Below are 14332 nucleotides of genomic sequence, written 5' to 3'. Positions count from 1 at the left end.
TTTCGCCAGCTGCTGCAGTCCCATGACGTGGTCCAAAGCATGAGCCGGCCTGGCAATTGCTGGGACAACGCGGTGGCCGAGAGCTTCTTTGCGACGCTCAAGACAGAAGAGGCTGCCGAGCCTTACGCCAGTAGGGAACAAGCCAGCCAGTCCATCGCTGCTTACATCCACGGCTTCTACAATCCAGCCCGGCTACACTCGGCGCTGGGCTACCACTCGCCTAACAACTACGCCCGGCAGCTCCGGGCTGCCGCCTGAAACGGCTTCATGGCGTCCGTTTTCAGGGGGCCAGATCAGACACTCCCGCAACTGGACCCAACCCCGCCTTCGACAGATTCCTGCGATCTGCAGTAGATCCACGCCATGCGTGGATGCTGTTCGATGAACTGTCGGAGTGTTCGACTCCGATGGAGATACATCCACGCATGGCGTGGATCTACCGGGTTGGATGCCAGCCAACGGTACATGGGGAGCAAAAAAATCCCCGGTCGACCCGCATCGACCGGGGATCTGGATCGCCACGTTGCCACGCCTTGGAGAGGCAGTTCCACCGTAGCGCATTGCAGCGCCAGTGGTGATCGCCTGTGGCGATGACGACCAAGCGTGTGGCTATCAGGCGCCGGCCAGGGCCTGTTCCAGGTCCGCGCGCAGGTCGCCGATATGCTCGATGCCGATCGACAGCCGCACGGTGTCCTCGCTGACGCCGGCCTTGGCCAGCTCCGCTGCATCCAGCTGGCGATGGGTGGTCGAGGCGGGATGGGTGGCCAGCGACTTCGCATCGCCCAGGTTGACCAGGCGGGTGAACAGCTTCAGTGCATCAAGGAAGCGCGCGCCGGCTTCACGGCCGCCCGGCAGGCCGAAGGTCAGTACGCCCGAGCCGTGTCCACCCAGATAGCGCTGCGCGGCGGCATGCTCGGGGTCGTCGGCCAGCCCCGCGTAACGCACCCAGGCGACCTTGTCGTGCGCCTTCAGGTACTGCGCGACGGCCAGCGCATTGGCATTGATGCGCTCCATGCGCAGGGCCAGGGTCTCGATGCCCTGCAGGATCAGGAACGCGTTGAACGGCGACAGCGCCGCGCCGGTATTGCGCAGCGGCACCACCCGCGCGCGACCGATGTAGGCCGCCGGCCCCAGGGCTTCGGTATAGACCACGCCGTGGTAGCTGGGGTCAGGCTGGTTGAGCCGCGCGAAGCGTTGGGGCTGTGCGGCCCAGTCGAAGCGGCCGGAATCGATGATCGCGCCGCCGAGACTGTTGCCGTGTCCTCCCAGGTACTTGGTCAGCGAATGCACCACGATGTCGGCGCCGTGCTCGAACGGGCGCAGCAGGAACGGCGTGGCCACGGTGTTGTCGACAATCAGCGGCACGCCAGCGGCATGCGCGACCTCGGCAATCGCAGCAATGTCGGTGACGTTGCCGCGCGGGTTGCCGATCGATTCGACGAACACCGCCTTGGTGCGTTCATCGATCAACCCTGCGAACGCGGATGGATCGGCCGGGTCGGCAAAGCGCGCCTGGATGCCGTATTGCGGCAAGGTGTGCGCCAGCAGGTTGAGGCTGCCGCCATACAGCGCGCTGGAGGCGACGATGTTGTCACCGGCCTCGGCGATGGTCTGGATGGCATAGGTGATCGCGGCCTGCCCCGAGGCCAGCGCCAGCGCACCGATGCCGCCTTCCAGCGCGGCCAGGCGCTGCTCCAGCACGTCGGTGGTGGGGTTCATGATGCGGGTGTAGATGTTGCCCGGTACCTTCAGATCGAAAAGGTCAGCGCCGTGCTGGGTGTCATCGAAGGCATACGCCACCGTCTGGTAGATCGGCACCGCCACCGCGCGGGTGGTCGGGTCGGGACGGTAGCCGCCGTGCACGGCCAGGGTTTCCAGTTGCCACTGCGGGTCACTCATTGCGCCAGGCTCCATCCGGGGAAACCGCCACCATAGGTCAGCGGGGGCCGCCCGCTGAAAGCTGCTGGCGATGACGTCCATACCGGGGGTTATCAGGTTGGCCGCGATTCAGGCAGCGGTCACGGGGCGTTGCTAGGCTTCGCCGCCGGGCGCTCCTGCCCGGGCACGGAGGCCCCACGCGCATGCAGCCATCCCCCTGGACACCCACCGCCAGCGGCACACCGACCCAGGTCCTGCTGGTGGAAGACGATCGTCGCCTGGCCGAACTGGTCAGCGACTATCTTCACGAACATGGTTTCGCCGTGCAGCACGTCGCGCGTGGCGACCTCGCCGGTGCGGCCTGCCGCCAGCATGCGCCGGAACTGGTGGTGCTGGACCTGATGCTGCCCGGCCTCGGCGGCATCGACGTCTGCCGGCAGATCCGCAGCTTCTCCGATGTACCGATCCTGATGCTGACTGCCTGCGAGGACGACATCGAGCAGGTGCTGGGCCTGGAATCGGGCGCCGACGATTACGTGCACAAGCCGATCGAACCGCGCCTGCTGCTGGCCCGCCTGCGCGCCCTGCTGCGGCGCCGCCATGGCAGCAGCAGCACCGGCACGCCCTGCCGCCTGATGCACGGCGAACTGCTGATCGACCGCATGCAGCGCGAGGTGCACCTGCATGGCCAGCCGGTGGATATGGGCACTACCGAATTCGAGATTCTGTGGCTGCTGGCCAGCCAGCCGGGGCAGATCCTGTCGCGCGACCAGATCCTGCAGGCGGTGCGCGGCATTGGCTTCGACGGCCTGGACCGCAGTGTCGATGTCAGCATCGGCAAGCTGCGCCGCAAGCTCGGCGACGATGCGCGCGAACCGCGACGGATCAAGACCGTGTGGGGCCGTGGCTACCAGTTCAATCCGTCGGCCTGGACCGCATGAAGCGCCTGTTCCTGTGGTTGTGGTTTATCACCGGTGCCTGCTTCCTGGTGTCGGTGTTCTTCCTCAATCACATCCTGGACGGCATCTACACGCCCGTGCAGGATCGCGTCTTCGTCCAGCAGGTGCGTGGTCAGGTGTACGCCCTGCGCAGTGGCCTGGCCGGCCTGGATGCCGACCAGCAGCGTGAGCGCCTGCAGCAGTGGCAGCCACACTACGGCATCGCCCTGACCCTGCTCGACAAACCTCCCGCACTCGACGCGCAGGAACAGGTGGCCGTGAAGGCCGATGGTTTCATCGTGCGCGATCAATACCAGCAGGTCCTGCTGCCCATCGAGGGCAGCGATGGCCGCTGGCTGCACCTGCGCCTGCCTGGCGCGGTGCAGATGACGACGTACATGACCATCGCCGCCTACCTCAGCATCCTGCTGCTGGTGGGCGCCAGCCTGTACGCGTGGGTGCGCCTGCTCTGGCGCGACCTGGAAGCGCTGCGCCGGCATGCCGACCGCATCGGTTCGGGCGATCTGCAGGCACGTGCCCAGGTCTCGCCACGCTCGCAGATCCGGGTCATCGTCGACCACTCCAACCGCATGGCGGCACGCGTGGCCGAACTGGTGCAGCGCCAGCGCGACCTGACCCATGCGATCTCCCACGAGCTGCGCACGCCGATCGCGCGCGTGGCCTTCGGCCTGGACCTGATGCAGGACAGCGATGACCGCGAACGCCGCGAACGGCTGGCGCGGGGCCTGCACGGTGACCTGGCCGAGCTCAACCGGCTGGTCAGCGAACTGCTGGCTTACGAACGGCTGGAGCATCCCAGCGAGGGCGAGCCGATGCAGCGCATCGAAGCCAACGACTGGCTGCAGGCCTGCCTGGCCGATGCGCGCCGTGATGCCGAACGTGCCGGGGTGGTACTGCGCGTGCAGCCCAGTGCGTTGCCGCGGGTGGATGCCGAACCACGCCTGCTGCAGCTGGCACTCAGCAATCTGGTGGGCAATGCGCTGCGCCATGCGCGTTCGCAGGTGGAAGTCTCGCTGGTCGGTGTCAGCGGCCGCGCCTGCCTGCGTGTGGATGACGACGGTCCCGGCATTGCCGAAGCCGATCGCGAGAAGGTGATGCGCCCGTTCACCCGCCTGGATGACAGCCGCAGCCGCGATACCGGGGGCTTCGGCCTGGGCCTGGCCATCGTCAGCCGCATTGCCGTCCGCCACGGCGGCGAACTTCGCATCAGCCGCGCCACGTTGGGCGGCGCGCGCATGGAAATGCACTGGCCGCTGGCTGCCAGCTGAACGCCCCTGGGCGCGATTACAGTTGATTACAACTCCCGCACAACTGCGGACGGATCGGTCGCCGGCGTATCGCCACGCTAGCGACCCTGCAGCACTCGCCGGATGCGCGTGCTGCCTTCCTCCCATTGTCGAGAGTTTCCATGTCCCAGCTTCGCCGTTCCCCCGCCCTGCTCTGCCTGGCCCTGTTGCCGCTGTTCGCCGCACCGATCGCCCACGCCAAGGATGACCACTGGACCTTCGAGGTCGCTGCCGGCGGTGGCGTGGCGCCGCGCTATAGCGGCAGCGAGGAGTATCGTGCGACGCCGTCGTTGTCCTTTGATGTCACCTCGCCGGGTGGATGGTTTCTGGGCACCAGTGGCATTGGCTGGGGCACCTCCATCGGCGAGCACACCCGCGTGCGCGCGTATGTCGGCGCCAGCGGCATCCGCAAGGAAAAGGACTCGCTGCTCGGCGGTTCCGACTTCCTGCGCGGCATGGGTGATATCGATGCCCGTCCCCTGGTCGGCGTCTCGGCTGGTTATACGCTGGGCGAAGCCGTGCTGAGCGGCTCCTGGCAGTTCACCCGCAAGGACGAGGACAAGGCAGAGAACGGCCTGGCCACCCAGCAGATCCATCTGAACCTGAGCATGCCGCTGTTCGACCTGGCCGGCGGCGTGGTCAGCGGCAGCGTGTCCGCCGACTACGGCAACCGCGGCTACATGCAGACCTGGTACGGCGTCAGCCCGGAACAGGCGGCGCGTACCGGCTTTGCCGAGCACAAGCCAAAGGCCGGCCTGGTCAGTGCCGGTGTCGGCCTGAAGTGGAGCCACCGCGTGGGCCGCAACGGCAACTGGTACATCTCGGCCGAAGGCACGCGCCTGCTCGGTGATGCCGCCGACAGCCCGATCGTGCAGAAGGCGAACCAGTTCGGCTTGATGAGCGGCTATACGCACCGCTTCTGAGTGAGCGCCGGGCATGGCCCGGCATACTTCGCAGGAAACGGGGCGCTGCGGCCAGGCGGCGCCCCGTGTGAATCACGCTTTGGCGAATACCAGGCGGCCGCCGTCGTTTCCGACTTCGATGGTATCGCCGTTGACGAAAGCACCCGACAGGATCTGCTGTGCCAGCGGATTCTCCAGCTGCGACTGGATTGCACGCTTCAACGGGCGCGCGCCATAGACCGGATCGAAACCGACGTTGCCGAGCAGGTCGAACGCCGCATCGGAGACCGCCAGCTTCAACCCGCGCTCGGCCAGCCGCTTCTCAAGCCCACGCATCTGGATGCGCGCGATCTGCTTGATCTGCTGCTTGTCCAGCGGGTGGAACACCACGATGTCGTCCAGGCGGTTGATGAACTCCGGACGGAAGTGCGCCTGTACCACGCCCATCACCGCCGCCTTCATCTGCGTGTAGGCCTCCGGACTGTCGTCGGCGCTCATGTCCTGGATCTGGTGCGAGCCCAGGTTCGAGGTCATCACGATGACGGTGTTGCGGAAGTCCACGGTGCGGCCCTGGCCATCGGTCAGGCGGCCATCGTCCAGCACCTGCAGCAGGATGTTGAACACATCCGGATGCGCCTTCTCCACTTCGTCCAGCAGGATCAGCGAGTACGGACGGCGACGCACGGCCTCGGTCAGGTAGCCACCTTCCTCGTAGCCGACGTAGCCCGGAGGCGCGCCGATCAGGCGGGCCACGCTGTGCTTCTCCATGAATTCGCTCATGTCGATGCGGATCATCGCGTCGGCACTGTCGAACAGGAATTCGGCCAGCGACTTGCACAGCTCGGTCTTGCCGACACCGGTCGGGCCGAGGAACAGGAACGAGCCGGCCGGGCGATTCGGATCGGACAGGCCCGCACGCGAACGGCGCACGGCATCGGAGACGACCTTGATCGCTTCTTCCTGGCCGACCACGCGGTTGTGCAGCACCTCTTCCATGCGCAACAGCTTGTCGCGCTCACCTTCGAGCATCTTGTTGACCGGGATGCCGGTCCAGCGCGATACGACTTCGGCAATCTCCTCGTCGGTCACGCGGTCCTGCACCAGCTTGAAGTCCTTGTGCTCGGCCTCCTGGGCCGCGGCCAGCTGCTTTTCCAGCTGCGGCAACAGCCCGTACTGGATCTCGCTCATCTTGGCGAAATCCTGGCGGCGCTGCGCGGCCTCCAGCTCCAGCTTGGCCTGCTCGACCTGTTCCTTGATCTTGGTCGCGCCCTGCAGCGCGGCCTTCTCCGACTTCCAGATTTCATTGAGGTCGGAGAACTCGCGCTCCAGCCCGTCGATGTCGTTTTCCAGGTCGGCCAGGCGCTGCCGCGAGGCTTCGTCCTTCTCCTTCTTCAGCATCTCGCGCTGGATCTTCAGCTGGATCACCCGGCGCTCCAGGCGGTCCAGCTCTTCCGGCTTGGAGTCGATCTCCATGCGCAGTCGCGAGGCCGCCTCGTCCATCAGGTCGATGGCCTTGTCCGGCAGCTGGCGGTCGGTGATGTAGCGGTTGGACAGCGTGGCGGCGGCCACGATGGCCGGGTCGGTGATCTCCACCCCGTGGTGCACGGCGTACTTTTCCTTCAGCCCGCGCAGGATCGCGATGGTGTCCTCCACCGACGGCTCACCGACGAAGACCTTCTGGAAGCGGCGCTCCAGCGCAGCGTCCTTCTCGATGTACTTGCGGTATTCGTCCAGCGTGGTCGCACCGATGCAGTGCAGCTCGCCGCGTGCCAGCGCCGGCTTCAGCATGTTGCCGGCATCCATCGCGCCGTCGGCCTTGCCCGCGCCGACCATGGTGTGCAGCTCATCGATGAACAGGATGATCTGGCCTTCGTTCTTGGCCAGGTCGTTGAGCACACCTTTCAGGCGCTCCTCGAATTCGCCGCGGAACTTGGCCCCGGCAATCAGCGCGCCCATGTCCAGCGACAACACGCGCTTGCCGCGGAGGCCTTCGGGTACTTCGTCGTTGATGATGCGCTGGGCCAGCCCTTCCACGATCGCGGTCTTGCCCACGCCGGGTTCGCCGATCAGCACCGGGTTGTTCTTGGTCCGGCGCTGCAGCACCTGGATGGTGCGGCGGATCTCCTCGTCTCGGCCGATCACCGGGTCGAGCTTGCCGCTCTCGGCACGCGCGGTCAGGTCGATGGTGTATTTCTCCAGCGCCTGGCGCTGTTCCTCGGCATTCTCCGACTGCACGTTCTCGCCGCCGCGCAGCTTGTCGATGGCCGCCTGCAGGCGGGTCTTGTCGGCACCGGCGGCGCGCAGCGCCATGCCCAGCGTGCCGCCGTCGTCCAGCGCCGCCAGCACGAACCACTCGCTGGCAATGAAGGCATCCCCGTGCTGCTGGGCCAGCTTGTCGGTCTGGTTCAGCAGGCGCCCCAGGTCGTTGCCCATCGAGACGTTGCCAGCCTGGCCGGACACCTTCGGCAGCGCATCCAGCGCCTCGGTCAGGCGCTCGCGCAGCACCGGCACGTTCACCCCGGCCTGGGCCAGCAGCGGACGCGTGCTGCCGCCCTGCTGGTCCAGCAGCGCGCTGAACAGGTGAACCGGTTCGATGATGCTGTTGTCGCGGCCCACGGCCAGCGACTGTGCGTCTGCCAGCGCCTGCTGGAAACGCGAGGTGAGCTTGTCCATCCGCATTGCGAATCCTCATCGGTCATCAGGGCCGGCCCGCGCCGGCGATGCTGGAAAGATGCGGTTGCCCCACCCGGTTTCAAGGGTGGCTGCGACTGCACCCCGAGGCCAGTCAGGCTTCGGCCAGCATGCCGGAACCGGTGTGGTCGGCGCGTTGATCCCGATCAGTTCTACGCGGTGAACGGGCTCAGCGGGTGATCGCGCTGCGGATCGCCCGCAGCTGCTGCTTGACCGCCCGCGCCTGGGCGGCATCCATCCGCAGCAGCGCCTTCTGCCCGATCGAGCGCGACTGCAGGGTGGGATCGACAAAGCGGTAGCGGCTGCGTTCATCGCGCTGTACCACTGGGGGCTGGGCCAGTTCCGGGGTGTCCAGCAGGTGGTCGATCACCGCGACCAGGCGGTCGTTGAAGTACCCGTCGGGCCGGCCCAGGTCCACATAGGCCTGCTGGATCAGCGGATAGAAGCGCTTGTAGGCGGTAGCCGTTGCCGCCGGGTCCAGCGCGGTGAAGGCCTGCACGTAGGGCGCATAGCGCGCCGCGTTGCTGGCGGCGATGCGTTCGCCACCCTCGCCCGGCTCGACCTGCAGGTTGCCCGGCAGCGGCCGCGCGGCCAGCGCAGTCGGCGGCACGCTGGGCTTGTCCAGGTTATCGACCTGGGTGACCAGGCGTTGGATCAGATGATCGCGCAGCAGCAGGGTCAGCGGACCTTCGCCTTGGAACAGCTGGCTCAATGCGCCCCAGGCCGCGGCATCGCTGTCAGCCAGCTTCGGCAGCGCCGGATCGGCTGCGGCCTCGGTATCCAGCGGATGCCTGATCGCGGGCGGTGCTGGCGCGGGTTCTGCGGCCGCCTGCGGTTGCGGCGGCGCGCTGGTACTGGCGGGGGTTGATTGCACCGGCACCGAAACACCGTCTGCCAGGCGCTTCAGCTGATCGCGGAACAGCCAACCACCGGCACCACCGATCACCACCACGCCCAACACCCAGGGCCATACCGCCTTTCCACTCTGCATGATGCAGCACCTCATCGTTTCACCTGCATGGACAAGGTGTGACCCGGCTGATTTCCGAGGGTTCCCCACCCGTTCCGGTAAGGTTCGGGAAACGCGTTGACAGCGCGGTGCGGCGGACGGCCCAATGAACAATCCAGCCCCCTCGACGAACGACCCATGGAGCTTCGCCCGGAACCCGTGCCCTTCCGCATCAGCACGCTGGACCTGACGCTGGTATATCGCGAGCAGAACGCGAGCGCACAGGTGAACGTGGAGGCGCAGACGTTGGAGGACTATGCAGCGCAACCGGACATGCGCTACCGCTCGTTGCAGGTGGATTTCGAACTTGTCCATGAAGCGCGCTGCCGGGGCGGCAATCTTCATGAGATGCGCCACGGCGAGATCGTCGAGGAAGCCGGACCAGCCGATGAAACCGCGTACTGGCGACAAACCGGCCTCTGCCCTTTCCCCGGCTTCTACCGGGTCATCGACGATCCTGGCCTTGCGGCGCTGCTCGCGCACTACGATCCTCGCAATGTCCACGACCTGCAGCTTTTCATCCTCGCCGCACATGACAGCTACGTTGAGGTCCTGGCCAAGGGATATCGCTACACGCTGGCTGGCAGCGTCAACGAGCACGACATCATCACCGTCACGCCATCGGCCTGAACACACTACGCCGTCCCATGCCCAACGCCAGGCAGGCATTGCACTCACGCGCGCTTTGCGTGGGTGGCGCGACGCTATGCGTCCTGTCCTGAGGAGGCACCGCCATGCAGTACGCGCTGTATTACTGGACCGGCATCCAGGGCCGTGGCGAGTTCGTGCGGCTGGCGCTGGAAGATGCCGGTGCCGACTACATCGACATGACGCGGGTGCACGGCGATGCGGTGATGCAGCCGTTTCTCGATGGCGGCAGTGAAGGTGCGCAGCCCTTCGCGCCGCCACTCCTGAAGGCGGGCCGCCAGGTCATTGCACAGGTCGCAGCGATCCTGGATTTTCTCGGCCCGACGCTGGACCTGGTGCCGCAGGCGGCCTCACGGCGGGTGCAGGCGCTGCAGTTGCAGCTGACCATCGCTGATCTGGTAGCCGAGGTGCACGACACCCACCATCCAATTGCCGCATCGAAGTACTACGAAGAGCAGAAGACCGAAGCCAAGGCACGGGCCGCCTCCCTGCGTGGCGAACGGCTACCGAAGTTCCTCGGCTACTTCGAGCAGGTGCTGGCTGCCAATGGTGGCCGCCACGCACTGCGCGAACATTCGTATGTGGATCTGTCGCTGTTCCAGCTGCTGAGCGGGCTGGACTACATGTTCCCACGCCGGATGCAGGCACTGGCGCCGACCCTGCCCCTGCTGCGTGCGCTGCAGGAGCGGGTGGCCAAGCGGCCGAACATCGCCGCCTATCTGGCCTCGGAGCGGCGGTTGCCGTTCAACACCAACGGCATCTTCCGCCACTACCCGGAACTGGACGCCGAACGGTAGTGCCGGCCGCTGGCCGGCAGCTGCACGATCCGCCCGAAGCCCATGAGGTTGCCGGCCAGCGGCCGGCACTACCGTTGGGTCAGTTGTTTTCACCCAGCGGCTGCACCGGCTGCTTCTGCAGCGAAAGCGACCCCAGCAGCAACGCCAGTGCCACGTAGGCACCAGCGAACTGCCAGCTGATGATGCGCGCCAGGCCGTCCAGCTCCCACGGCAGGTAGACGCCACCGCGCGGATCCACCGAGTGGATCAGGCCGAACAGGGTCAGCACCGCAGCCACCAGCAGGAAGCCGCAGGCACGGCGCAGGCGGCCATCGACCATCGCCGCCACCGCCGAAATCCACAGCATCGAGGTGATGATGAAGCCGTTGCCGAGGGTGAAGATCACCGCCAGCTCGGGCAGGCCATGGCCGTCGAGCTTGGTCAGCAGCTGCGGCAGCTGGTCCGGCGCGATCCAGCCGGGTGCCTTGATCGCCAGCAGGTAGGCCACCGACGGCAGGAAGCCGAACACCATCGCACCGGTGTGGTGACGCGGCGTGGCCTGGAAGGCCTGGGTGGTGATATCGATGGCCACGTACACGATGATCGGTGCCAGCACCGCCAGCGGCAGCCACTGCACCAGCCCGGAGATGATGCCGAGCATGCCGCCGATGCCGACGAACAGGCCGGTCAGCAGCGTGTAGCCGCTGCGCGCACCCATGTGCTTGTAGGCCGGCTGGCCGATGTACGGCGTGGTCTGCGCAACGCCACCACAGACACCGGCCACCAGCGTGGCCACCGCTTCCACCAGCAGGATGTCGCGGGTGCGGTAATCATCGCCGGCCGCACGTGCGCTTTCAGACACGTTGATGCCACCGACCACCATCAGCAGGCCGAACGGCAGCAGCAGCGGCAGGTAGGTCATCGCGGTGGGCAGGCCGTCGAGGAAGCCAAGCGTCGGCAGCGGCAGCACCACCTGCGGCGGCACCCACGCCGGTACATGGAAGCCGGGTGCGCCCAGCCCGGCCAGGCCGAGGCCGTAATACAGCACGGTGCCGAACACGAAGGCCAGCAGCACGCCCGGGCCACGCACCGGCAGCTTGCCCTTGGCGATCAGCACGTACAGCAGCAAACCGAGCGTGGTGAAGCCGACCAGCGGCGAGCGCAGCGTTTCCAGCAGCGGCAGCAGGCCCATCAGCACCAGCGCGATGCCAGCAATGGAGCCCAGCAGCGCGGCACGCGGCAGCGCGCGGGTGACCGCTTCGCCGAAGAACGACAGCGCGAACTTCAGCACGCCCATGATGACCAGCGCGGCCATGCCCAGCTGCCAGGTGGCGATGCCCGCAGCATGCGGGTCCATGCCCTGCTGCTTGAAGGCGAGGAAGGCCGGGCCGAGCACCAGCAGCGCCATGCCGATGCTGGTCGGTGCATCCAGGCCGAGCGGCATGGCGGTGACATCGTCGCGGCCGCTGCGCGCGGCCAGCCGGCGCGCCATCAGGGTGTACAGCAGGTTGCCGACCAGCACGCCGAAGGCGGTGCCGGGGAACATGCGGCCGAACACCACGTCGGCGGGGAACTGGAAGATCCCGACCAGGGCCATGGCGATGAAGCCGAGGATGGAGAGGTTGTCGACGACCAGGCCGAAGAAGCCGTTGAAGTCGCCGGCGACGAACCAGCGACGCGGTGCGGCGGAAGCGGGAGCGGACATGGAAGGGGCGGTGGGGTGGGGGTGGGGACCGCCGATGGTAGGCCCAGCGGGGCCAGCGTGCCAATTCCGTCGCGGAATGATGGGTTCCAGCCAACGGCGGAGCCCCTCGTGGCTGGGTTGGTCGCGGACGGCGGACCTCAGGGGGTGGGCCGGGCGGGTAGGCTGCGCAGGGGGCGCTGCAAGTACGTCCCTGTAAGCTCGGTCGCCGCATCCATGCGGCTCACGCCCCTGCGCAGCCTACCCGCCCGGCCCCTGACAGTTTCCTGCGCGTGCCAGCCACGGAAGAGAATCAAAAGATCAAAAGCAAAGGCAGGCGCTCGTTGTAGCGCCGAGCCCATGCTCGGCTGCTGTACGCGAAACCTCCGAGCCGAGCATGGCTCGGCTCTACAGAAGATCATTCAGATCGTTCCTTCGTTCATCCACGCATGGCGTGGATCTACCGTGTCGACCAAGGTCGACACCTACCAACGGCAGCGGAAGACTGTTGAAGGCGAGGTGGGTCCGGTTGCGGGGGTGTCCGCGGCATGGATGCCGCGGCCAAGCCCCCAGGGACGGGTTTACGGCGTCCCCCGCAACCGGATCCACCTCGCCGACCCACGGCAAACCTGCTTTTGACCTTGCTTCGGCGGTTGCCGTGGTTTCGGCGGGTGCAGGGTGCAGCCCTGCATCGACCAACCCCCTACTTCTTCAGGAAGTTGTCCACCAGCAGATGCTTCACGTCGTCGAAGCGGCCGTTCAACACCGCCTTGGCTGCATACAGCGCGGTACCGGCCACCTGCTTGGCCTCGATCTGCGGCGGCATCACCAGCTCGGCGCGGCTGGTATGCACGTCCAGCAGCGCCGGGCCACGCTGGGACAGGAAATCCTGCACCGCTTCTTCCAGATCCTCGCTGCGCGTCACCGTGCGGCCGTGGAAGCCGATCACTTCGGCAAGGCGGCCAAAATCCGGGTTCTTCAGGTCGGTGTAGTTGTCCAGCAAGCCTTCCACCTTCTGCTCCAGCTCGACGAAGTTCAGCGAGCCATTGTTGAACACCACCACCTTGATCGGCAGGTTCTCCTGCACGGCCGTCAGCAGGTCGCCCAGCAGCATCGCCAGGCCGCCATCGCCGGACAACGAAATCACCTGCCGGCCGGGGAACGCCTTCTGCAGGCCCAGTGCCTGCGGCATTGCATTGGCCATCGTGCCGTGCAGCAGGCTGGTCAGCGTGCGGCGGCGACCGTTGACGCGGATATGCCGCAGCACCCAGACCATCGGCGAGCCGCCGTCAGCGGTGAACAGCGCATCGTCGCTGGCGTACTTCGACAGCAGCGCGGTCAGATGCTGCGGGTGGATCAGCTCGCCCTCGCCCGGCTGTTCTTCCTGCTCGCGCTTCTTCAGCGCCTTGTCGCGACGTTCGATACATTCGTCCAGGAAACTGCTGTCCTCGCGCGGCGGCAACATCGGCAGCAAGGCATCCAGCGTCGGTGCGATGTCACCGACCACGCCCAGGTTCACCGGGTGGCGGCGGCCGAGATGGCTGCCATCGCGGTCGACCTGGATGATCGTGGCCTTGTCCGGATAGAACTGGCCCCAGGCGAAATCGGCGCCCAGAAGCAGCAGCGTGTCGCACTCCATCAGCGTGTGGAAGCCGGATTCGATGCCGAAGATGCCGGTCATGCCCATGTTGTACGGGTTGTCCGGCTCGACGAAGTCCTTGGCGCGCGAGGTGTGCGCGATCGGTGCCTGCAGGCGCCGGGCCAGTTCCAGCAGCTGTGCGTGCGCACCCTGGCAACCGGCGCCGGCGTAGATGCCGATGCGCTTGCCCTGCCCCAGCAGCTCGGCGATGCGCTGCAGCTCAGCATCCGACGGGCGCAGCACCGGCTGGGTGTAATGCACCGAGAACGGCACATCGTGCTTCACTTCGGCCTGGCTGATATCGGCGGGCAGGATCACCACCGCCACGCCACGGCGGCTGATCGCGGCCTGGCAGGCCAGGGTGACCACGCGACGCGCCTGCTCGGCGCTGTGCACCTGCTCGCAGAACACCGAACAACTGGCGTACACCGCCTTGAAGTCCACTTCCTGTGGGAATTCCATGCCCAGCTCGCTGGTCACCACCTGGCTGGCGATCAGCACCATCGGCGCGCGGTTGCGGTTGCTCTCGAACACGCCATTGATGAAATGCAGGCTGCCGGGGCCGCAGGAGCCGGCGCAGGCGGTCAGTTCGCCGCTCACCAGCGAATCGGCGCCTGCGGCAAAGGCTGCTACTTCCTCATGCCGCACATGCACCCATGCGATCTCGCTGCCATGCATCGCATCGGTCACATGGTTGAGCGTATCGCCCACGATGCCGTAGCAACGGCGGACACCGGCCTGCTGCAGGGCGTCCACCACGATTTCGGCCACGCGCTTGCTCATCGGATACATCCTCGAACGGGGGAACATCCGAGGCTAGACCCGATGAAGTGATGCCTCTGCAAAAAAGGGACGCAGGGAAT

General features: G+C 66.5%; 11 protein-coding genes. 6 read left to right on the top strand and 5 right to left on the bottom strand.

The window, feature by feature from the left end; all coding sequences use genetic code 11:
• Positions 1-27: 27 nt before the first annotated feature.
• Positions 28-258 carry an integrase core domain-containing protein gene (locus tag JLDANKMP_RS17725; protein ID WP_343237749.1) on the top strand — a complete coding sequence of 77 codons (231 nt, stop codon included), beginning with the start codon at positions 28-30 and terminating at the stop codon, positions 256-258.
• Positions 259-612: 354 nt separating this feature from the next.
• On the opposite strand, the gene JLDANKMP_RS17720 is transcribed toward JLDANKMP_RS17725, so the two are convergent.
• Positions 613-1899 carry an aminotransferase class V-fold PLP-dependent enzyme gene (locus JLDANKMP_RS17720; RefSeq protein WP_212561756.1) on the bottom strand — a complete coding sequence of 429 codons (1287 nt, stop codon included), beginning with the start codon at positions 1897-1899 and terminating at the stop codon, positions 613-615.
• Between the two features lie 182 nt (positions 1900-2081).
• Between JLDANKMP_RS17720 and JLDANKMP_RS17715 the strand changes: the two genes are divergently transcribed.
• From JLDANKMP_RS17715 to JLDANKMP_RS17705, 3 genes are all read left to right on the top strand, one after another.
• On the top strand, positions 2082-2819 hold the full coding sequence (locus tag JLDANKMP_RS17715) for a response regulator transcription factor (protein WP_212561755.1): 738 nt from the start codon (positions 2082-2084) through the stop codon (positions 2817-2819).
• On the top strand, positions 2816-4105 hold the full coding sequence (locus JLDANKMP_RS17710) for an ATP-binding protein (RefSeq protein ID WP_024957833.1): 1290 nt from the start codon (positions 2816-2818) through the stop codon (positions 4103-4105). The genes JLDANKMP_RS17715 and JLDANKMP_RS17710 overlap by 4 nt, the downstream gene beginning before the upstream one ends.
• Positions 4106-4245: 140 nt before the next feature.
• On the top strand, positions 4246-5046 hold the full coding sequence (locus JLDANKMP_RS17705) for a MipA/OmpV family protein (protein WP_212561754.1): 801 nt from the start codon (positions 4246-4248) through the stop codon (positions 5044-5046).
• Positions 5047-5118: 72 nt separating this feature from the next.
• On the opposite strand, the gene clpB is transcribed toward JLDANKMP_RS17705, so the two are convergent.
• Complete coding sequence (gene clpB / locus JLDANKMP_RS17700; protein WP_012481080.1) at positions 5119-7704, bottom strand: ATP-dependent chaperone ClpB; 2586 nt, start codon at positions 7702-7704, stop codon at positions 5119-5121.
• Between the two features lie 181 nt (positions 7705-7885).
• Positions 7886-8707 carry a DUF3014 domain-containing protein gene (locus tag JLDANKMP_RS17695; protein ID WP_212561753.1) on the bottom strand — a complete coding sequence of 274 codons (822 nt, stop codon included), beginning with the start codon at positions 8705-8707 and terminating at the stop codon, positions 7886-7888.
• 156 nt (positions 8708-8863) lie between these two features.
• Between JLDANKMP_RS17695 and JLDANKMP_RS17690 the strand changes: the two genes are divergently transcribed.
• Both JLDANKMP_RS17690 and JLDANKMP_RS17685 read left to right on the top strand, forming a co-directional pair.
• Positions 8864-9355, top strand: coding sequence for a hypothetical protein (locus JLDANKMP_RS17690; protein ID WP_212561752.1), 492 nt, complete (start codon positions 8864-8866; stop codon positions 9353-9355).
• Between the two features lie 104 nt (positions 9356-9459).
• Positions 9460-10170, top strand: a complete 711-nt coding sequence (locus JLDANKMP_RS17685; RefSeq protein ID WP_212561751.1) for a glutathione S-transferase — start codon at positions 9460-9462, stop codon at positions 10168-10170.
• 79 nt (positions 10171-10249) lie between these two features.
• On the opposite strand, the gene JLDANKMP_RS17680 is transcribed toward JLDANKMP_RS17685, so the two are convergent.
• Positions 10250-11854: a hypothetical protein gene (locus JLDANKMP_RS17680; protein WP_212561750.1), complete on the bottom strand. Its 1605-nt coding sequence runs from the start codon at positions 11852-11854 to the stop codon at positions 10250-10252.
• A gap of 679 nt (positions 11855-12533) precedes the next feature.
• Complete coding sequence (locus JLDANKMP_RS17675; RefSeq protein ID WP_005410779.1) at positions 12534-14252, bottom strand: thiamine pyrophosphate-dependent enzyme; 1719 nt, start codon at positions 14250-14252, stop codon at positions 12534-12536.
• Positions 14253-14332 lie beyond the last annotated feature (80 nt).

Origin of the sequence: Stenotrophomonas sp. PE591 (assembly GCF_018320795.1) — a bacterium.
Classification (GTDB): domain Bacteria; phylum Pseudomonadota; class Gammaproteobacteria; order Xanthomonadales; family Xanthomonadaceae; genus Stenotrophomonas; species Stenotrophomonas maltophilia.
The sequence above is the reverse complement of the archived record's forward strand: the minus strand, read 5'-3'. Positions and strand labels throughout refer to the sequence as shown.